Here is an 18,176-nt window from a genome sequence, read left to right as displayed (position 1 = left end):
CCCCGCCCGGATGGACCGGGGGAAAACCATACCCGCTGATGGTCGCCAAATTGTTGATATCAGCTATGCTAAAAAAATTTCATGATAACAATGGGGTTAATTATGAGCAGCGGTGACGTCACTCGCTATGTAGTAACGATTAAATTTCACGAAGACAGCCTGACGGAAATCAACGAACTGAATAACGATTTTACCCGCGCTGGCTTTTTACTGACGCTGACCGATGATGACGGCAAAGTGCATGAACTGGGCACCAATACGTTTGGTCTGGTCAGCACGCTGAACGAAGAGGAAGTCAAAGCGCAGGCCGCCGCTCTCGCGGAAAGTGCGCTGGACAAAAAACCAGACGTGACCGTGACTCACTGGGACGCCTGGCTTAAAGAGCAGCAATAAATGCCATTGCGTCCACCCGCTGCCGCAGGTGTGCGTAAGCTCGAGTTTTACATTGCAGTCGTGCGCTAACCTTATGATCTGGCAGATAACATGGGGAGAGACATCATGTGGCAAGCAATCAGTCGTCTGTTAAATGAGCAATGGGGCGAAGGAGAGACCGAGCTTCGCACTGAGCTGCCCGGCGGGGAGATCCACGCCGCCTGGCATCTGCGTCATGGGGGACGCGATTATTTCGTCAAATGCGATGACCGCGAACTCCTGCCCATTTTTACAGCGGAAGCGGACCAGCTTGAACTGCTCTCCCGAAGCCAGACGGTCAATGTCCCGGCGGTACACGCGGTGGGAAGCGATCGGGATTACAGCTTTCTGGTGATGGATTACCTTCCCTGCCGTCCCCTCGATGCGCACAATGCCTTTCTGCTGGGTCAGCAACTTGCCCGCCTGCATCAGTGGAGCGACCAGCCGCAGTTCGGTCTGGATTTTGACAACGATCTCTCCACCACGCCGCAGCCCAACGCCTGGCAGCGGCGCTGGTCAACCTTCTTTGCTGAACAACGTATTGGCTGGCAACTCGAACTGGCGGCAGAAAAAGGGCTGGAGTTCGGCAACATCGACGCCATCGTTGAACATATTCAACAGCGGCTGGCATCGCATCAGCCACAGCCATCGTTGTTGCATGGCGATCTGTGGTCAGCGAACTGTGCGCTGGGACCCAACGGGCCGATCATTTTCGATCCGGCCTGCTACTGGGGAGACAGGGAATGCGATCTGGCGATGCTGCCGCTGCATCCCGATCAGCCGCCACAGATTTATGACGGCTATCAGTCCGTTTCACCTCTTCCGGCGGATTTTCTTGAGCGCCAGCCGCTGTATCAGCTCTACACGCTGTTTAACCGGGCGATTTTATTTGGCGGGCAACATCTGGTGACGGCGCAGAAAGCGCTGGAGCGGGTACTTGCAGCATGATTGCAGAGCCCGGCGGCGCATACCGCCGGGTAATCCGTATTACAAAAAGCCGAGCAGTTTAAAGAAGAAGTATCCTGCCACCACAATAACGATGGGCAGAACATACAGCGGGAAAACCTGCACCAGAATGGTATGACGCGGCACCACGATCCGCGACTCGATCTCTTCCCGGCTCATCCCCTGTGCGCCTTTGGCGTTCTCAAGGATCATCTGATCCTCAACACTTTCGCGCAGAAAACGGGCCTGCCGGCTCATGCGCGCACCCGAGGCCTGAAGTGCAAGGCCGATAAAAATCAGGATGTAGATCACCCAGAAGCCGATGTTAGCCTGCTGGCGAAAATCAGGCAGCGGCGAGTTGTACCAGAAGAAATTGAGGAATGGCGTGTTAAAACGCATCATTTCAATCATCACATGCGCAAAGTCCAGCATCACAGCGTTAATGCCTGGCTGCTTTTCGCTATGCTCATACATAAATTTCAGTACAGAAATAATCGTCGAGATCACCGCCGGGATAAAAATTACCCATCCCAAAACGCGTTTAAGCACAGCAATGCGTCCAGCTTGTTGATACGTCATGAATTCCCCTCGTGAAGACGTTCCATTTGGCCTAAGTCTACCTTCTCATATTCATTTTCGCCCGATCTTTAAAGGCGCTATTATGCAGGAGTAACCATACTGAACCTTTACTTCCCGCTTTACTGACTGATAAGGAGAGGTTGTGATGTCAACCCCGCGTCAAATTCTTGCTGCAATTTTCGATATGGATGGATTACTCGTCGATTCCGAGCCTCTCTGGGATCGCGCTGAACTGGAGGTCATGGCAAGTTTAGGCGTGGATATCACCCGCCGCCACGAGCTGCCGGATACGCTCGGCCTGCGCATTGATATGGTGGTGGAGCTGTGGTACGCCCAGCAACCCTGGACCGGCCCGGACAGACAGGAAGTAACGCAGCGGATCATCGCCCGCTCCCTGTCGCTGGTTGAAGAGGAACGCCCGTTACTGCCCGGCGTGCGCGAGGCGCTGGCACTGTGTAAAGCTGAAGGGCTGAAAGTCGGCCTGGCGTCTGCGTCTCCCCTGCATATGCTGGAAAAGGTGCTGGTGATGTTTGAACTGACGGATTACTTTGACGCGCTGGCTTCCGCTGAAGCGCTGCCGTACAGCAAACCGCATCCGCAGGTCTATCTTGATTGCGCGGCGAAGCTGGGTGTCTCCTCGCTCACCTGTGTGGCGCTGGAAGATTCCGTAAACGGGATGATCGCCTCCAAAGCGGCGCGGATGCGCTCCATTGTGGTACCGGAGCACGCCAACCAGCAGGATGCCCGTTACGCGCTGGCAGACGTTAAACTGACTTCTCTTGAAGAACTCACCGTCGCCCATCTGCGCGGCTGATTTCCGGCGGGTAACAATGACTTTGTTACCCGCATCAATTTTTCTGAAACGCTATTTCACAAACATTTGAGTTTCCCTGGCCTTCCTTCTATGATCCTTTCATCAGGCGCTACGCCTTCCTAACCCTGTCAGCCGGAGTAAATATGATACTGGATGCCTTTAGTCTTAAAGGAAAAGTCGCCATTGTAACCGGCTGTGATACCGGGCTTGGTCAGGGGATCAGCGTCGGGCTTGCCGAAGCGGGATGTGACATTGTCGGTGTGAACCGCAAATACCCGCATGAAACCGAACAGAAAGTCAGCGCACTGGGCCGTCGCTTTATGGCGATTCAGGCCGATTTAAGCCAGCAGGCGGCGCTGGAAAATGTCGTCAGTGAAACCGTCGCGAAAATGGGCCACGTGGACATTCTGGTCAATAACGCCGGAACCATCCGCCGCGCCGACGCGCTCGACTTCAACGAAAAGGACTGGGATGACGTTATTAACCTCAATCTGAAATCGGTATTTTTCCTTTCCCAGTCGGTGGCACGCCAGTTCGTCGCGCAGGGCGGCGGCGGCAAAATCATTAACATTGCTTCCATGCTTTCATTTCAGGGCGGCATCCGGGTGCCCTCTTATACCGCCTCTAAAAGCGGTGTGATGGGACTGACGCGCCTGCTGGCTAATGAGTGGGCAGCGCATAACATCAACGTCAATGCCATCGCCCCAGGTTACATGGCCACCAATAACACCCAGCAACTGCGTGAAGATGCGCAGCGCAATCAGGAAATCCTCGATCGTATTCCCGCCGGGCGCTGGGGCAAGCCAGAAGATATGCAGGGTGCGGCGGTGTTTCTTAGCTCGCAGGCATCAGACTATATCAATGGCTACACCCTCGCGGTGGATGGCGGCTGGCTGGCTCGCTAGCGTTAAATGATTGTGACAAAGAGTTACACCGTCACTACTTCCGCCTACTGTATAAAAACCCTATACTGTATACTTCGACAGTTTGGTGGGTTTGATCATGACGGCGGAAGGCCACTTCCTTTTTTCCATTGCCTGCGCAGTGTTTGCCAAAAACGCTGAGCTGACCCCTGTGCTGGCGCAGAGTGACTGGTGGCATATTATTCCTTCTGCGATCCTGACCTGTCTGCTGCCGGATATTGACCACCCGAAATCAACCCTCGGCCAGCGCATGAAATGGATCTCCAAACCCATCGCCCGCGCCTTTGGGCACCGGGGATTTACGCACAGCCTGCTGGCGGTGTTTATCGCCCTCACCCTCTTCTATCTTAAAGTGCCTGATAGCTGGCTCATTCCGGCGGATGCGCTGCAGGGCCTGGTGCTCGGTTACTTGAGCCATATTCTTGCCGACATGCTAACGCCCGCTGGCGTGCCGCTGCTCTGGCCGTGCCGCTGGCGCTTCCGCCTGCCGATCCTGATGCCGCAAAAAGGCAATCAACTGGAGCGGGTATTATGCATGGCGCTCTTTACCTGGGCGGTATGGATGCCGCAGTCGTTGCCCGAAAACAGTGCAGTGCGCTGGTCATCCGAGATGATCAATTCGCTGCAATCGGAGTTTAATCGTTTTATTCATCACCAGATTGAACAATAACCAGGCTAAACGACGCGTTTTTTTATAACCCATTCCATTTGGATATAAGCGCTGCATCACACTTCTGCTAACCTTGCGCCAACAAGAGAGGCGTTAATGACGCCATCGGATAATAAATCAGGAGATTGGGGATGAATTTTCCATTAATCGCGAACATTGTGGTGTTCGTGGCTTTGCTGTTGCTGCTGGCGCAAACCCGCAACAAACAGTGGAGCCTGGCAAAAAAAGTGCTGACAGGTCTGGTCATCGGCGTCATCTTTGGCTTCGCGCTTCAGCTTATTTATGGCAGCGACAACCCGGTACTGAAAGACTCCATTCAGTGGTTTAACGTCGTCGGTAACGGCTATGTGCAACTGCTGCAAATGATCGTTATGCCACTGGTCTTCGCCTCGATCCTGAGCGCGGTGGCCCGTCTGCACAACGCTTCCCAGTTGGGTAAAATCAGCTTCCTGACCATCGGCACCCTGCTGTTTACCACGCTGATTGCCGCGCTGGTAGGTGTGCTGGTCACCAATCTGTTTGGCCTGACCGCTGAAGGGCTGGTACAGGGCACTGCGGAAACCGCGCGCCTGACCGCCATTGAAACCAACTACGCGGGCAAAGTTGCCGATCTGAGCGTGCCGCAACTGCTGCTCTCCTTCGTGCCGAAAAACCCGTTTGCCGATCTGACCGGGGCGAATCCGACCTCGATTATCAGCGTGGTGATCTTCGCCGCATTCCTCGGTGTGGCAGCGCTCAAGCTGCTGAAAGATGATGCGCCGAAAGGCCAGCGCGTACTGACCGCCATCGACACGCTGCAAAGCTGGGTGATGAAGCTGGTGCGTCTGGTGATGCAACTGACGCCGTACGGCGTGCTGGCGCTGATGACCAAAGTGGTCGCCGGTTCTAACATGCAGGACATCATTAAACTCGGCAGCTTCGTGATCGCGTCCTACCTGGGCCTGGCGATCATGTTTGTGGTGCACGGCATCCTGCTGGGCGCGAACGGCATCAGCCCGCTGAAATACTTCCGCAAAGTCTGGCCGGTGCTGACCTTTGCTTTCACCAGCCGCTCCAGCGCCGCGTCTATTCCGCTGAACGTCGAAGCGCAAACCCGTCGTCTGGGCGTGCCGGAATCCATCGCCAGCTTCTCCGCCTCTTTTGGTGCCACCATTGGTCAGAACGGTTGTGCGGGTCTGTACCCGGCAATGCTGGCGGTGATGGTTGCGCCGACCGTGGGCATTAACCCGCTGGACCCGATGTGGATTGCCACCCTGGTGGGTATCGTAACCGTCAGCTCCGCCGGTGTGGCGGGTGTGGGCGGTGGCGCAACCTTCGCCGCGCTGATTGTGCTGCCCGCGATGGGGCTGCCGGTCACCCTGGTAGCGCTGCTGATTTCTGTTGAACCGCTGATCGACATGGGCCGCACCGCGCTGAACGTGAGCGGTTCGATGACCGCCGGGACGCTCACCAGCCAGTGGCTGAAGCAAACCGATAAAACGGTTCTCGACAGCGAAGAAGACGCCGAACTGGCGCATCGCTAAAACAAAAAAGTCCGGCAACGTTGCCGGACTTTTTTTATCGAATTTCTGCGTACACCGCGCTACGCCTTACCTTCATCAATTTCCCCTTCCTGCCGCATCTGATCCGCCCAGCGCTGGGCTGCTTCTGCCACGCCAAACGCCGGTGAGCGCCGGAAGTGATCGCCCATTAACACAAAGGCGACAAATTTTCCGCGCAACTGCCACACATCCCGTAACCCGTCGACTTTCAGGGCATGATCGGGCGGGGCGGGCTCCACGCGTGGCACATAGCTAATGACAGGGCGATTTTGTTGACGGAATGATTTCATAAGCAACGGTTCACTAAAGCAAATTCTACAAACGGGCAATCCCTATCATAGCTGATTGCACCCCGGTTCGTCGCGCCCCGCTGCTTTTCCTCTCCACGCCCCGTGAAAAATCGTCAGGCAGGCTTAGCCGTCAACATGGCAGATTGTTCTATCTTTAATAAGGTCTTGAGGTCATATCAGCCATAAAAGCAGGAGATGTGTGCAATGTCCGATAATGAGAAAAACCCAAAATTCCACCCCTCACCGGTGCATGACGCCAGTGAATCCAAACCGGGGCTGGACTCCCTCGCCCCTGAAGATAACTCCCACCGCCCGACACCTGAACCTACGCCGCCGGGCGAGCAGCCAACGGCCCCCGGCAGCCTGAAAGCGCCGGACACCTCGAATGAAAAGCTCAACTCGCTGGAAACCTTTCGTAAGGGCAGCGAAAATTATGCGCTCACCACCAATCAGGGGGTGCGCATTGCAGACGATCAGAACTCGCTGCGCGCCGGTACGCGTGGGCCGACGCTGCTGGAAGATTTTATTCTGCGTGAGAAAATCACCCACTTTGACCACGAGCGTATCCCGGAGCGTATTGTTCACGCCCGTGGCTCGGCCGCGCACGGCTACTTCCAGCCTTATAAAAGCCTGAGCGACATTACCAAAGCCAATTTCCTCTCCGATCCCGATAAAATTACCCCGGTGTTTGTGCGCTTCTCCACCGTTCAGGGCGGGGCCGGTTCCGCGGATACGGTGCGTGATATTCGCGGTTTCGCCACCAAGTTTTATACCGAAGAGGGTATTTTCGATCTCGTCGGTAACAACACGCCGGTGTTTTTCATTCAGGACGCGCATAAGTTTCCCGATTTTGTTCACGCGGTAAAACCAGAGCCGCACTGGGCGATCCCGCAGGGGCAAAGCGCCCACGACACCTTCTGGGATTATGTGTCGCTGCAACCGGAAACGCTGCATAACGTGATCTGGGCGATGTCGGATCGCGGCATTCCGCGCAGCTACCGCACCATGGAAGGCTTCGGTATTCACACCTTCCGGCTGGTTAATGCCGAAGGCAAAGGCACGTTTGTTCGCTTCCACTGGAAACCGGTCGCCGGGAAAGCGTCGCTGGTCTGGGACGAATCGCAAAAACTGACCGGGCGCGATCCTGATTTCCACCGCCGCGATCTGTGGGAGTCGATTGAAGCCGGCGATTACCCGGAATATGAACTGGGATTGCAGTTGATCCCTGAAGAGGACGAGTTCAAATTCGACTTCGATCTGCTCGATCCGACCAAACTGATCCCCGAAGAACTGGTGCCGGTGCAGCGCGTCGGTAAAATGACGCTTAATCGCAACCCGGATAACTTCTTCGCCGAAAACGAACAGGCCGCGTTCCACCCTGGTCACATCGTCCCCGGCCTGGACTTTACCAACGATCCGCTGTTACAGGGCCGTCTGTTCTCCTATACCGACACCCAGATCAGTCGCCTCGGCGGGCCGAACTTCCACGAAATCCCGATCAACCGCCCGACCTGCCCGTATCACAACTTCCAGCGCGACGGTATGCATCGCATGGATATTGATACCAATCCGGCTAACTACGAGCCAAATTCGATCAACGACAACTGGCCGCGTGAGACGCCGCCCGCGCCTTCCCGCGGCGGATTCGAAAGCTATCAGGAACGTGTTGAAGGGCACAAAGTGCGCGAGCGCAGCCCGTCGTTTGGCGAATATTACGCCCACCCGCGCCTGTTCTGGCAAAGCCAGACGCCGTTTGAGCAGCAGCATATTATTGACGCCTTCAGCTTCGAACTGAGCAAAGTGGTGCGCGCCTATATTCGTGAGCGCGTGGTCGATCAGCTTGTGCGCATCGACATTACGCTGGCCCAGGCGGTGGCGAAAAACCTCGGCATCACGCTTACCGACGAGCAGCTCAACATTGCGCCACCGAAAGAGGTCAACGGTCTGCAAAAAGATCCGGCCCTGAGTCTCTATGCCGTACCGGATGGCGGTGTGAAGGGTCGCGTGGTGGCGATTTTGCTGAACGAAGGCGTGCAGGCCAGCGAACTGCTCAGCATTCTGCAAGGACTAAAAGCGAAAGGCGTTCATGCCAAACTGCTCTACTCCCGGATGGGTGAACTGACCGCCGATGACGGCAGCGTTATTACCATCGCAGGCACCTTTGCCGGTTCGCCGTCGCTGACGGTGGACGGCGTGATCGTCCCTGGCGGCACGCTCGACAGCCTGTTTACCAGCGGCGACGCCAATTATTATCTGCTGGAAGCGTACAAGCACCTGAAGCCGATTGCGCTGGTCGGGGATGCCCGCCAGTTCAAACAAACGCTGAGAGTGGATACGCAGGGGGAAGAAGGCATTGTTGAGGCTGACAGCGCCAGCGGAAGTTTTGTCGATGACTTCCTGACGCAACTTGCTGCGCACCGCGTCTGGTCGCGGTCGAGTAAAATCCGCGCGATTCCGGCGTAAAGCCGTCATACGAAAACCGCTGCCCTCCCTGGCGGCGGTTTTTTTCTTTGTATAGCGTCAGAGATCGCGCCAGCTACCCAGCCGGTATCCGCGTTCGGCCACCGCCATTTTCAGCTCTGGCGAAGTCAGCACGTCGAGTTCAGCCAGCCGTTGATAGCAGTACTTGCTGTTCATCAGCGTCGCATCAACAAACGACGGATGACACATCACCTCCAGCGACGCCTCGCCGCGTGCGGTGGAATCATCCAGCGTTTTCAGGAACAGCGCCTGCGAAATCGCCTCGCCGTAAAACGCGCTGGAAAACCCGTCCGTACTGCGCGCACCATCCGCCGTTAACCCGCACTGACGGACAATATCGCGGTCAATGCGCAGCTTCACGCCTTTCTCTTTAGCAAACGCCGCCACCAGCGGGAAAATCGAGGCCTGCATATGCACGTGATGATGGCTGTCGATGTGGGTCGGCGGACGTCCGAATACAGCGATAAAGCGCTGATACTGGGCGTCCAGTTCGCGGGCAATCTCCTCCAGCGGCAGGTCGCCCTCTTCCGCCATCGTCATCACCCATTTACCCAACTGGCCGTCGCGGGTCAGCGTCGGCATGGGCGTCAGCGGCGCGCCCAGCGTGAGCACAAAATGCATCCCTACCGCGAGGTCCGGCAGCGTCTGACTCAGCGCCGCCGCATGTTCCACGGCCTGCGCATTCATCATCGCGGTGGTAGACGTCACCAGCCCGTTGCGATGCGCCTCAACGATGCCGTAGTTTTGCGCCCGGCAGAGGCCAAAATCATCGGCATTTACGATCAGTACGCGTTCCATCTGCTTCTCCTTTACTGGTCAAAAGCGTGGATCGCCCCGGCAAAGCGCGGCAGCCATTTCTGATGGGCGATCAGCATATCGCGCGCCAGTTTTTCGGCATCCATGTCGGAATGGATCAGCGGGCTTAAATTCAGCGCCAGCAGCACATCGTTCAATTCGCCGCTGACCGCCGCCTGGCTTGCCGCAATCTCAAAACCTTTGATGGTGTAGATCAGCCCCAGCACTTTTTCGTCAAAATGCGTCAGGCGCGGGTGCGGTTTAGCCCCGTCGCGGCCCAGGATACAGGTCATTTCCACCGACCAGTCAGCCGGAATATTGTCGATCTGCCCGTGGTGCGGCACGTTAACGTAGTGCTCCACCTGTTTGTCGTTGTAAATCGCGTTGATCACCTCGCAGGCGGCGTCGGAGTAATAGGCCCCGCCCCGCTGCTCCAGCGCTTTTGGCTTCACCGCAAGCTCAGGATCTTTGTAGAGATCGAACAGCTCTTTCTCCACCTTCTGCACCACCTGAGCACGCACGCCGCCCTTGTAGTATTCGCCCATCTCGATGGCCAGCATCTCTTTTTGCTTGATGTAATAAAGCAAATAGGAGCACGGCAGCAGATTCAGCGCCCGCAGAAGGCCTTCGCTGAACGGCAGGTCGAAAATATTTTTTACCGACGCCGCCGCCATCGTCCCGGAGGCCACGCCGTCCATCAGCTCGCTGAAGCGCGATTCGCCGTTCACCCACACATCTTTAATAAACACCATGTGGTTGAGGCCAAACAGATCGATGGAAAGCTCATCTTCTTCTTTCATCGCCAGCACATCGCGGATAAACATTTTCATGCCGATCGGAATATTGCAGACGCCGATAAAGCGTTTGAAGTTTGTGTGGCGATAAACCGCTTCCGTCACCATCCCCGCCGGGTTGGTAAAGTTGATGACCCAGGCCTGCGGGCAGATTTCTTCGACGTCTTTAATGATGTCGAAAATCACCGGGATGGTGCGCAATCCCTTGAACAGCCCGCCCGCGCCGTTGGTTTCCTGACCGAGATAGCCGTGGCTGAGCGGAATGCGCTCGTCCAGTTCACGCGCCTGAAGCTGGCCGACGCGCAACTGTGTGGTGACAAAGCTGGCATCCTGCAACGCGGCGCGGCGATCGAGCGACTTAAAGACTTTCATCGGCACGCCCGCTTTTGCAATCATTCGCTGGCAGAGGTCATAGATGATGTTGAGCTTCTCTTCGCCCTCTTTGACATCCACCAGCCAGAGCTCATCAATCGGCAGTTCGTGATAGCGCTTAATAAACCCTTCAAGTAATTCAGGCGTATAGCTGCTGCCGCCGCCAATTGTCACGACTTTTAATTTCTGATCCATAATCTGCTCCTTCCGGGCGACCGACTCGCGCCGCCATTCAGTTAATAGTCGTCAGATGCTTGCGGTAGCTGCCCGGCGTAAAAGAGGTGAACTTCTTAAACGTTTTAATAAATAATCCGGGACTGCTAAAACCCGCTTCATAGGCAATATCGGTGACCGAGAAATTGGTGATTTCCAGTTGCTTCTTGGCAAAATTAATGCGAATTTCATTAATAATCTGCATCGGCGTTTTCGCATAATAACGCTGCATTGCCCGCGTTAAATACTCCTGCGATTTGCCGGATAAACTCACCATATTTTCTATCGCGTTTTCGCCGAACTTTAATTTATCGTGCATCTCTTCCACGGTGGTTTTCAACCATAATGGAATGGTGTCCTGCGCCGTTTCTTCCCGATGATGGCGCAGGCGGTTCATAATATAAAAGGTCACCACTTCGATAAATTCATCAAATTCATTATCGCGAAAGTTCAGCGAGGCGATCACCGACTCGATATAGCTTAAAAATGCATTTTTGACGTGATAAACCTGCGAGGCGATAAAACAGAACGGCAGCAGCGGCAGATAGTGCGTTTCAAAAAACTGCCGGCTGATGCCGACGTTGAGAATACGCGTTGCGCCAAACTCGTAAAAGCTCTGGTGGTGCGACCCCATAGGGATAAACACAAAATCGCCGCGCTCAAGCAGAACCCGCTTGCCGTTAATTTCCTGATAGTAACGCCCCGTCAGGACGATAGTGAACTCGTAGTAGTCATGCTGATGCAGCCCGCTGATGCTCTCGGTCTTGTTATAGATAAAGACGTGAAAATTGCGTCCGTTAAACAACTGCTGTTCACGGGCGGTTTTGATTTCCTGAGTTAACACCGGCGATGGCATCATCTGTGACTCCTGTTTTAGTGCACTTTTTCGTGAAGCGCGATCAACTCAACAATCAGTTCGCGCGCCAGCATGGAGGTCATCAGGTGATCCTGGGCGTGAACCAGCACCAGACTGACCTTCATTTTGCCTTCACCCTGATCGCGCTCGATTAACTGCGTCTGGACACGGTGCGCCTTGTTAAGGGCAGAATGCGACTGTGTCATTTTAGCCTGCGCACCCGCAAAGTCGCCTGCTTTTGCCAGCGCCAGCGCTGCATATGCCAGGCTTCTTGCCTGTCCGGAGTTAATGATTAACCCCATCACCACTTCTTCCAGTTCGTCCGTGGCCAGTTCGGTGTCCGGCACATCATCCAGATTTAACATCGTTTTTTCTCCCGGGGTTCGGTGATTAAAATTTCAGTGCGTTGGCGATATCTTCTTCGCTCTCTTCTTCTTCAATCGTCGCCTGCGCTTTATTGGCGACCAGCACGAACGGCAGATAAATCAGGGTGGCAACGCCAAGGTTGAATATCGCCACACAAAACGCCGCGACGCTGCCGTTGGTATTAAAGAAGGCGGCCAGACCGCTCGGCATCGTCCAGGGCGCGATGTTGGTCACCGGCGGAATGATGCCCATGTAGTAGGCGATTAACATGATCGCCGTCAGCACCGGCTGCACCAGCACGAACGGAATAAACATCACCGGGTTCATGATAATCGGCAGGCCAAAGAGGATCGGTTCGTTAATCTGGAAGATGCCGGAAGGCAGCGCCAGTTTAGCGACCTGGCGATGGTCAGCGCGGCGCGAACCGATAAAGATGGCGATGATAAGCCCAAGCGTGGCCCCGGAGCCGCCGAGCAGCACGTATGAATCGAGCATCGGTTTTGCCCAGACGTGGAAGGTTTTCCCGGCAGCCAGCGCCGCTTCAACCGAGCCGTACTGCTGGTACAGTGCCATGTTTTCCAGTGCCCACGGCGTCATAATGCCGTTTTCCAGCGCGGTCAGTGCAAGCGAACCATGCACGCCGAAGAACCACAGCAGGGAGTTGAAAATCACATACGCCCAGCCGACCACGCTGCCCATCGAGGAGAGCGGTTTTGCCACCGAATCGAGCATCACCTGGTGGAAGTTGGTGCCCCACGCCGCCAGCGCCCAGGAGAGGATGCCCATCACTGAGAGGATGAGGAAGCCGGGGATCAGCGCGGAGAACGAGCGGGAAACCGACAGCGGTACGCTTTCCGGCAGGCGGATCACCCAGTTGCGGCGCACCACAAAGGTGAACATCTCCGCCACCACCAGGCCTATCAAAATCCCGGAAATAATATTCGCCCCGCCGAGCCAGTTTGCGCCAACGGCGTAGGCATCCCCCACGCTGTACGGGGTGACGGTCATAAAAGAGGCCACCGCCAGCAAACCGGCGGCCATCGGATCGACTTTGCGCTCTTCGGCCAGCGCCATACCGACAAAAAACGGTGCCATTAACGACATGATCCCCAGGGTGCCGTTATAGACGTTGCCGCCGATGGTTTTAAATCCGTTTAATGTTTCAATAGTTGACGCATCCAGCCGGATACCTAATGAATAAAAAAACGATCCCTCGCCAAAACTTAAGAAAACGTTATTTATTAATACGAACATGGCCCCCGCCAGCGTCAGCGGCATTAATTTAATAAAACCGTTTTTGATGGCATTAACGTGCGGTTGCTTTCCTATTTTAACGGCAAAAGGAAGCAGAAATCTTTCAAGCGAATCTATTGCTCTGCTCATAAAAAATTATCCTTAAATGCCGCAGCGGAGCGCTGCGGCGGAATAGATGAAATGACTCTTTGACGGGAAAAATAAAAAATTAACTGGCTGCTTTTTTAATGGCGGCCACAGCACTTTTAAGTACGGCCAGACCATCAATTTTGCCGTAATGAAGGGTATCGATAACTTCAACAGGTTTATTGGGTAACAGACGCTGAATTTCCGGCAGCATATAGGCAATTTGCGGCCCTAACAGAATAACGTCAGCGTCAGGCCCTTTCTCAGCGGCCAGCGTTTCAGGAAATGCATCAATGACCACAGGCACTTCATACTTTTCCGCTTGCGCGCGCATTTTCGTGACCAGCAGCGACGTAGACATGCCCGCTGAACAGAACAGGTAGATATGTTTCTTTTCCATCACAACCTTCCTTTGTTTGGACGATCGAGTTAGCCCATTAACAGAGAATTACTTTTGTTTCTGGTTGAGGGGAGTATACGGCATCGGGCATGGTGGGGATAACGCGTCACAAACCTAAATTGTCTGTGGTTGACCTGTCAGGATGATTGCCTTCACATTTCAGTGAATAATTCGCAAGAAGAAATAAGTATTCAGACAAAAAGAAACCGGCACAAAGGCCGGTATCTTTTTAAGCGTTAGCTAAACGGGATTAGGCTTTAGGAGCCTGCGGATCGGTATCGTATTCCGCACACGTCTGGTAACCCGAATTGATCACGTGGCCGGTGTCATCCAGCGCCACGAAGTAAGTCTCTGTTTTACCATTACGTTGACCCAGGATATAGGTCTGGCACGTACCACGTGCATGGATCATTGAGACTTCAGAGGAGGGCTTGCCGGCAACCTGCATAACCTGCGCACGGCTCATGCCTTTTTTCACGTCTTTAACAACCGGGGTCGCCACCTGATCTTTGGTACGATCGTATGCGGTACAACCCGCCAGCATAGTCATTACCGCCGCTGCACCCATAATTCCTGCGAGTTTCATATTCATAATCCTTCCTCTTGTTATCCGCTGTTGTATCAGCGCGTTAACTAAGCCTGGAATATAAAATAACTTTTTTCAACTTTGAAAAAGAGATGGCATATCTTTCGGAAAAATCTAATAAAACTGACAGATGCTGCTGAAACGGCGCAATTTGCCGCATCCGAAATGCCTCGCCTTGTCGTTTTAGCCACAAAGGGTTAGTTTTAGTAAATCACAACTTCACACCTGCCCGACAGGTTAACTGACAGAGGGTGTTTTCATGACGCTACAACAAGAGATTATTCAGGCGCTGGGCGTAAAACCGACCATTAATCCAGAGGAAGAAGTCCGCCGCAGCGTGGATTTTTTAAAAGCCTACCTCACCGCGCATCCTTTTCTGAAATCCCTGGTGCTGGGCATCAGCGGCGGCCAGGATTCCACCCTTGCCGGTAAATTGTGCCAGCTGGCGATTAGCGAACTGCGCGACGAAACCAAAGATGACAGCTACCAGTTTATTGCCGTGCGCCTGCCCTACGGCGTGCAGGCCGATGAGAAAGACTGCCAGGACGCCATCGGTTTTATCCAGCCCGATCAGGTGCTGACCGTCAATATCAAATCATCCGTACTGGCCAGCGAGCAGGCACTGCGTGATGCCGGAATTGAACTTAGCGATTTTATCCGTGGTAATGAAAAGGCGCGCGAGCGTATGAAAGCGCAGTACAGCATCGCGGGGATGAGCAAAGGCGTGGTAGTCGGCACTGATCATGCGGCAGAAGCGGTCACCGGCTTCTATACCAAATACGGCGACGGCGGCACCGATATCAACCCGCTGTTCCGTCTGAACAAGCGTCAGGGCAAGCAGCTATTAGCGCACTTAAACTGCCCGGAGCATCTGTGGAAGAAAGCGCCAACGGCGGATCTGGAAGACGATCGCCCTTCTCTGCCCGATGAAGCGGCCCTCGGCGTTACCTATGAAAACATTGATGATTATCTGGAAGGCAAGCCGCTTGACGAAGGCACCGCCCGCATTATCGAAGGCTGGTATCTGAAGACCGAGCACAAACGCCGTCCGCCGATCACTGTTTTCGACGATTTCTGGAAACACTGATTTATCTCTCCCTGCCGGGTGGCACCGCGCTATCCGGCATTCTTCCTCCCGCACATCGCCTCTTTTTTCGCCACGCATTGCCTGATACACTGGATAAGTGAACAGTATCAGGAGTGAGTTGTGGTCAGGCGTCAATCAGCCCCGCGTTTACATTTTGAAGCGGCGGCAATCTATGAATATCCCGAACATCTGCGGCCGTGGCTTGAAGCCTTACCCAAGCATCCCGGCGTCTATTTCTTTCACGGCGACAGCGAAGCCATGCCGCTTTACATCGGTAAAAGCGTCAACATTCGCAGCCGTGTTCTGTCGCATTTGCGTACCCCGGATGAAGCCTCCATGCTGCGCCAGTCGCGGCGCATCACCTGGATTTGTACCGCCGGAGAACTCGGCGCGCTGCTGCTCGAAGCGCAACTGATTAAAGAGCAACAGCCGCTCTTCAATAAACGCCTGCGCCGCAATCGCCAGCTTTGCTCGCTCTTGTTTGGCGACGACAAACCGCAGGTGGTGTACGCCAAAGAGGTGGATTTTTCCAGTCAGTCGGGGCTGTACGGACTGTTCGCCAACCGGCGGGCGGCGCTGCAAACCCTGCAAACCATCGCTGATGAGCACAAGCTCTGTTATGGCCTGCTGGGGCTGGAATCGGTCACGCGAGGACGCGCCTGTTTTCGCTCGGCGTTAAACCGCTGTGCGGGCGCATGCTGTGGCAAAGAGAGCAAAGAAGCGCACGACGCGCGCCTGCGCGAGGCCATGGATCGCATGCAGCTCGTCTGCTGGCCGTGGAACGGTCCTATCAGTCTGAAGGAAAGTTTCGGGGAGATGACGCAGTACCACATCATTCATAACTGGCTGTGGCTGGGTTCGGTGGAATCGCTGGATGAAGCGCCCGCCCTGCTGCGTACCCAGGCCGGGTTCGATCACGATGGCTACAAAATCCTGTGTAAGCCTCTGATGGCGGGCAAATTCGATATCACCGTTTTGCCAAAACCCGGTCAATGACCGGGTAGCCAAGTGATCTCACTGAACAACAGTTGTCCTTCGGGTTGCAGCAGGCGCAGCGTATGGCGGCCATCCTGCCAGCATGCGCCCTGATCTTCGGTCAACAACTTGTCGCCCAGTTGCCACGCACCGCTTAACACAAAAATTACCCCACCCCGCGAGCCAAACGTCGTAAAGGTGCGGTCGGCGACGCGCACTTTGGCGCGGCAGCGATCGCGGCGGGTCATGATGTTGAAATCCATCGACATCTGCCCGTCAGACAACTGCGCTTTGACCGGCTGCTCACCTGCAAACGCAAAAGGTTGCAGCCGTTTTAAGGTATGACAAAACGCGTTGCCGCCATCCAGCGTCACTTCACCGCCCTCGATCAGAGTAATGGTGCGATCAACGCCGGGAAACTGCGGGAAATCACCGTTGCTGGCAAGGGAGGCAATACTGGCGCGCCAGTTAAAATCACGGGTCGCCGACGGAAAACAACAGATCTCACGGGTTTCGCCCGCGCCGTTTCGCCACAGATTGACCGCCATTTTGCGGATATCAAAATATTCCATCATCACTCCTGAATGACACGCAACGCGCGTCTGTGCCACCGCTTAAAAGAGCAGCATTATGTTTGTTATCGTTTATCGGCCACTGTAGGTTATCGGCAGCAGGGGTCCGTTGCCTTAGCGATGACCGGGCTGCTTACGATATTTTTTTAACGTTATGAAACAGAGGCAATTTTACGCGATACATTCAGCAGGAGCATACCTTGTCCGGTGCCGCTGACAAGGGGGAGATAAGAAAAAACCGCCGGACTTGCCCACAGCACAATGCTTTTATGGGCAAGACCGGCGGTCTTCGTTCAGTTCGCCCTGTTATTCGGCGGATTCAGGCATTTTACCTTCCGGCGCGTGACGTTCTGTCAGACGCTTCTCAAAATTGGCATTGAATTGCTTTTTCTGTTCCGGCGTTAAAATGTTGTAAATTTTGTTCTGGGTTTCCATGTGCGCCAGCATACGGTCTTTGTGCTGCGCCTGCATTTTCTCAATTTGCGCTTCGGCTTTCGCTTTATCGAAGGTATCGCTGGCGATAATGTCGTGCGCCGCGCGGCGTTCTTCAAGCGACGGGCGTTTCATCTGGTCGCGCTGGCTTTTCATGATTTCGCGCACCTGCTGTTTTTGCGCATCGGTCAGGTTGAGATCTTTAAACATCATGTCGTGATGCATACCTGGCTTGCCTTTATGGTGCATCATCGCTTTGCCATCAGCGGGAGCGGCGGTGGTATCCACTGCGTGTGCCAGGTTAGCGGCACCCAGTGCCAGGGTAGAAGCAACAAACAGGGCAGTTAATTTACGCATAATGGTCTTCCTTCTTTCAGTTATTTTTTACGGCGTGTCTTTCGCTATTTGCCGTGTTGACGATGTTCACTTTACGGGGTTTTTCGTCAAATAATCAGAGCAACAGTAAAGCATTGAAAGTGTAAAAAACAAATTATCGGCAATTATGAAGGAAATAAGGATAAAGCGTGGAGAGTTGAAACAGAAATATACAATTGATTGATTTAGAAGGGAATGTGAAGAAGAGTAGCGTATTTATGCCTAATAATAAAGCAATTACTTAAGATTTTTCCGGAACTCACGCATAACGTGCTTAGCAATAAATAAAGAGCTGCTCATTCCCGTCGGGAATAAACAG

19 protein-coding genes and 1 pseudogene are annotated in these 18,176 nt (G+C 54.3%); 9 read left to right on the top strand and 11 right to left on the bottom strand.

Translation table 11 applies throughout. The annotated features are described in order from the left end of the window. Positions 1 to 102: 102 nt before the first annotated feature. Complete coding sequence (gene ghoS, locus BM373_RS03670) at positions 103 to 393, top strand: type V toxin-antitoxin system endoribonuclease antitoxin GhoS (protein ID WP_090459563.1); 291 nt, start codon at positions 103 to 105, stop codon at positions 391 to 393. Positions 394 to 498: 105 nt separating this feature from the next. Then, on the top strand, positions 499 to 1,359 hold the full coding sequence (locus BM373_RS03665) for a fructosamine kinase family protein (RefSeq protein WP_090459560.1): 861 nt from the start codon (positions 499 to 501) through the stop codon (positions 1,357 to 1,359). Between the two features lie 39 nt (positions 1,360 to 1,398). Here BM373_RS03665 and BM373_RS03660 read toward each other — a convergent pair whose 3' ends face one another. Next, entirely contained in the window at positions 1,399 to 1,935 is a 537-nt protein-coding gene (locus BM373_RS03660) for a YniB family protein (protein WP_090459558.1), read from the bottom strand. A gap of 145 nt (positions 1,936 to 2,080) precedes the next feature. Between BM373_RS03660 and hxpB the strand changes: the two genes are divergently transcribed. From hxpB to BM373_RS03640, 4 genes are all read left to right on the top strand, one after another. Further along, entirely contained in the window at positions 2,081 to 2,749 is a 669-nt protein-coding gene (gene hxpB, locus BM373_RS03655; protein WP_090459556.1) for a hexitol phosphatase HxpB, read from the top strand. 143 nt (positions 2,750 to 2,892) lie between these two features. Then, a complete protein-coding gene (kduD, locus tag BM373_RS03650) occupies positions 2,893 to 3,654 on the top strand; it encodes a 2-dehydro-3-deoxy-D-gluconate 5-dehydrogenase KduD (protein ID WP_090459554.1) in 762 nt (253 codons plus the stop codon). Positions 3,655 to 3,751: 97 nt separating this feature from the next. Next, positions 3,752 to 4,342, top strand: coding sequence for a metal-dependent hydrolase (locus BM373_RS03645; RefSeq protein WP_090459552.1), 591 nt, complete (start codon positions 3,752 to 3,754; stop codon positions 4,340 to 4,342). 131 nt (positions 4,343 to 4,473) lie between these two features. Further along, positions 4,474 to 5,865 (top strand): L-cystine transporter, encoded by a 1,392-nt coding sequence (locus tag BM373_RS03640; protein ID WP_090459550.1) that lies wholly within the window; start codon positions 4,474 to 4,476, stop codon positions 5,863 to 5,865. A 59-nt stretch (positions 5,866 to 5,924) separates the two neighbouring features. Here the strand turns inward: BM373_RS03640 and cedA are convergent, their stop codons facing one another. Beyond that, positions 5,925 to 6,197 carry a cell division activator CedA gene (gene cedA, locus BM373_RS03635; RefSeq protein WP_177220116.1) on the bottom strand — a complete coding sequence of 91 codons (273 nt, stop codon included), beginning with the start codon at positions 6,195 to 6,197 and terminating at the stop codon, positions 5,925 to 5,927. 180 nt (positions 6,198 to 6,377) lie between these two features. Here cedA and katE point away from each other — a divergent pair, with 180 nt between their 5' ends. After that, complete coding sequence (katE, locus tag BM373_RS03630; RefSeq protein WP_090459545.1) at positions 6,378 to 8,636, top strand: catalase HPII; 2,259 nt, start codon at positions 6,378 to 6,380, stop codon at positions 8,634 to 8,636. A 57-nt stretch (positions 8,637 to 8,693) separates the two neighbouring features. On the opposite strand, the gene chbG is transcribed toward katE, so the two are convergent. From chbG to osmE, 7 genes and pseudogenes are all read right to left on the bottom strand, one after another. Continuing rightward, positions 8,694 to 9,452, bottom strand: coding sequence for a chitin disaccharide deacetylase (chbG, locus tag BM373_RS03625; protein ID WP_090459543.1), 759 nt, complete (start codon positions 9,450 to 9,452; stop codon positions 8,694 to 8,696). An 11-nt stretch (positions 9,453 to 9,463) separates the two neighbouring features. Further along, positions 9,464 to 10,810 (bottom strand): 6-phospho-beta-glucosidase, encoded by a 1,347-nt coding sequence (locus tag BM373_RS03620; protein WP_090459542.1) that lies wholly within the window; start codon positions 10,808 to 10,810, stop codon positions 9,464 to 9,466. A gap of 37 nt (positions 10,811 to 10,847) precedes the next feature. Then, positions 10,848 to 11,672: a transcriptional regulator ChbR gene (chbR, locus tag BM373_RS03615; RefSeq protein WP_090459982.1), complete on the bottom strand. Its 825-nt coding sequence runs from the start codon at positions 11,670 to 11,672 to the stop codon at positions 10,848 to 10,850. A gap of 29 nt (positions 11,673 to 11,701) precedes the next feature. Then, positions 11,702 to 12,049 (bottom strand): PTS N,N'-diacetylchitobiose transporter subunit IIA, encoded by a 348-nt coding sequence (gene chbA, locus BM373_RS03610; RefSeq protein WP_090459539.1) that lies wholly within the window; start codon positions 12,047 to 12,049, stop codon positions 11,702 to 11,704. A 25-nt stretch (positions 12,050 to 12,074) separates the two neighbouring features. Beyond that, positions 12,075 to 13,433, bottom strand: a complete 1,359-nt coding sequence (chbC, locus tag BM373_RS03605; RefSeq protein ID WP_090459536.1) for a PTS N,N'-diacetylchitobiose transporter subunit IIC — start codon at positions 13,431 to 13,433, stop codon at positions 12,075 to 12,077. A 79-nt stretch (positions 13,434 to 13,512) separates the two neighbouring features. Next, positions 13,513 to 13,842, bottom strand: a pseudogene (locus BM373_RS03600) (PTS sugar transporter subunit IIB); the annotation flags it as partial. A gap of 238 nt (positions 13,843 to 14,080) precedes the next feature. Beyond that, on the bottom strand, positions 14,081 to 14,422 hold the full coding sequence (gene osmE / locus BM373_RS03595; RefSeq protein WP_090459531.1) for an osmotically-inducible lipoprotein OsmE: 342 nt from the start codon (positions 14,420 to 14,422) through the stop codon (positions 14,081 to 14,083). A 253-nt stretch (positions 14,423 to 14,675) separates the two neighbouring features. Between osmE and nadE the strand changes: the two genes are divergently transcribed. Both nadE and cho read left to right on the top strand, forming a co-directional pair. Then, positions 14,676 to 15,503, top strand: a complete 828-nt coding sequence (gene nadE / locus BM373_RS03590) for an ammonia-dependent NAD(+) synthetase (protein WP_090459529.1) — start codon at positions 14,676 to 14,678, stop codon at positions 15,501 to 15,503. Between the two features lie 120 nt (positions 15,504 to 15,623). Beyond that, positions 15,624 to 16,499 carry an excinuclease Cho gene (gene cho, locus BM373_RS03585; RefSeq protein WP_090459527.1) on the top strand — a complete coding sequence of 292 codons (876 nt, stop codon included), beginning with the start codon at positions 15,624 to 15,626 and terminating at the stop codon, positions 16,497 to 16,499. Here the strand turns inward: cho and ves are convergent. Then, positions 16,493 to 17,050, bottom strand: coding sequence for an environmental stress-induced protein Ves (gene ves, locus BM373_RS03580; RefSeq protein WP_090459525.1), 558 nt, complete (start codon positions 17,048 to 17,050; stop codon positions 16,493 to 16,495). The genes cho and ves overlap by 7 nt on opposite strands. Before the next feature lie 306 nt (positions 17,051 to 17,356). Next, positions 17,357 to 17,839 (bottom strand): ATP-independent periplasmic protein-refolding chaperone Spy, encoded by a 483-nt coding sequence (spy, locus tag BM373_RS03575; RefSeq protein ID WP_090459522.1) that lies wholly within the window; start codon positions 17,837 to 17,839, stop codon positions 17,357 to 17,359. Between the last annotated feature and the right edge of the window lie 337 nt (positions 17,840 to 18,176).

It is taken from the genome of Enterobacter sp. kpr-6 (assembly GCF_900116015.1).
Classification (GTDB): Bacteria; Pseudomonadota; Gammaproteobacteria; order Enterobacterales; family Enterobacteriaceae; genus Enterobacter_D.
The sequence above is the reverse complement of the archived record's forward strand: the minus strand, read 5'-3'. Positions and strand labels throughout refer to the sequence as shown.

Excerpts from the sequence above, each read along its gene's own strand:
- BM373_RS03620 (WP_090459542.1), bottom strand. The coding sequence starts at position 10,810 with ATGGATCAGAAATTAAAAGTCGTGACAATTGGCGGCGGCAGCAGCTAT.
- chbA (WP_090459539.1), bottom strand. The coding sequence starts at position 12,049 with ATGTTAAATCTGGATGATGTGCCGGACACCGAACTGGCCACGGACGAA.
- nadE (WP_090459529.1), top strand. The coding sequence starts at position 14,676 with ATGACGCTACAACAAGAGATTATTCAGGCGCTGGGCGTAAAACCGACC.
- hxpB (WP_090459556.1), top strand. The coding sequence starts at position 2,081 with ATGTCAACCCCGCGTCAAATTCTTGCTGCAATTTTCGATATGGATGGA.
- BM373_RS03640 (WP_090459550.1), top strand. The coding sequence starts at position 4,474 with ATGAATTTTCCATTAATCGCGAACATTGTGGTGTTCGTGGCTTTGCTG.
- kduD (WP_090459554.1), top strand. The coding sequence starts at position 2,893 with ATGATACTGGATGCCTTTAGTCTTAAAGGAAAAGTCGCCATTGTAACC.
- BM373_RS03645 (WP_090459552.1), top strand. The coding sequence starts at position 3,752 with ATGACGGCGGAAGGCCACTTCCTTTTTTCCATTGCCTGCGCAGTGTTT.
- BM373_RS03665 (WP_090459560.1), top strand. The coding sequence starts at position 499 with ATGTGGCAAGCAATCAGTCGTCTGTTAAATGAGCAATGGGGCGAAGGA.
- osmE (WP_090459531.1), bottom strand. The coding sequence starts at position 14,422 with ATGAATATGAAACTCGCAGGAATTATGGGTGCAGCGGCGGTAATGACT.
- ves (WP_090459525.1), bottom strand. The coding sequence starts at position 17,050 with ATGGAATATTTTGATATCCGCAAAATGGCGGTCAATCTGTGGCGAAAC.
- chbC (WP_090459536.1), bottom strand. The coding sequence starts at position 13,433 with ATGAGCAGAGCAATAGATTCGCTTGAAAGATTTCTGCTTCCTTTTGCC.
- BM373_RS03660 (WP_090459558.1), bottom strand. The coding sequence starts at position 1,935 with ATGACGTATCAACAAGCTGGACGCATTGCTGTGCTTAAACGCGTTTTG.
- katE (WP_090459545.1), top strand. The coding sequence starts at position 6,378 with ATGTCCGATAATGAGAAAAACCCAAAATTCCACCCCTCACCGGTGCAT.
- spy (WP_090459522.1), bottom strand. The coding sequence starts at position 17,839 with ATGCGTAAATTAACTGCCCTGTTTGTTGCTTCTACCCTGGCACTGGGT.
- ghoS (WP_090459563.1), top strand. The coding sequence starts at position 103 with ATGAGCAGCGGTGACGTCACTCGCTATGTAGTAACGATTAAATTTCAC.
- chbG (WP_090459543.1), bottom strand. The coding sequence starts at position 9,452 with ATGGAACGCGTACTGATCGTAAATGCCGATGATTTTGGCCTCTGCCGG.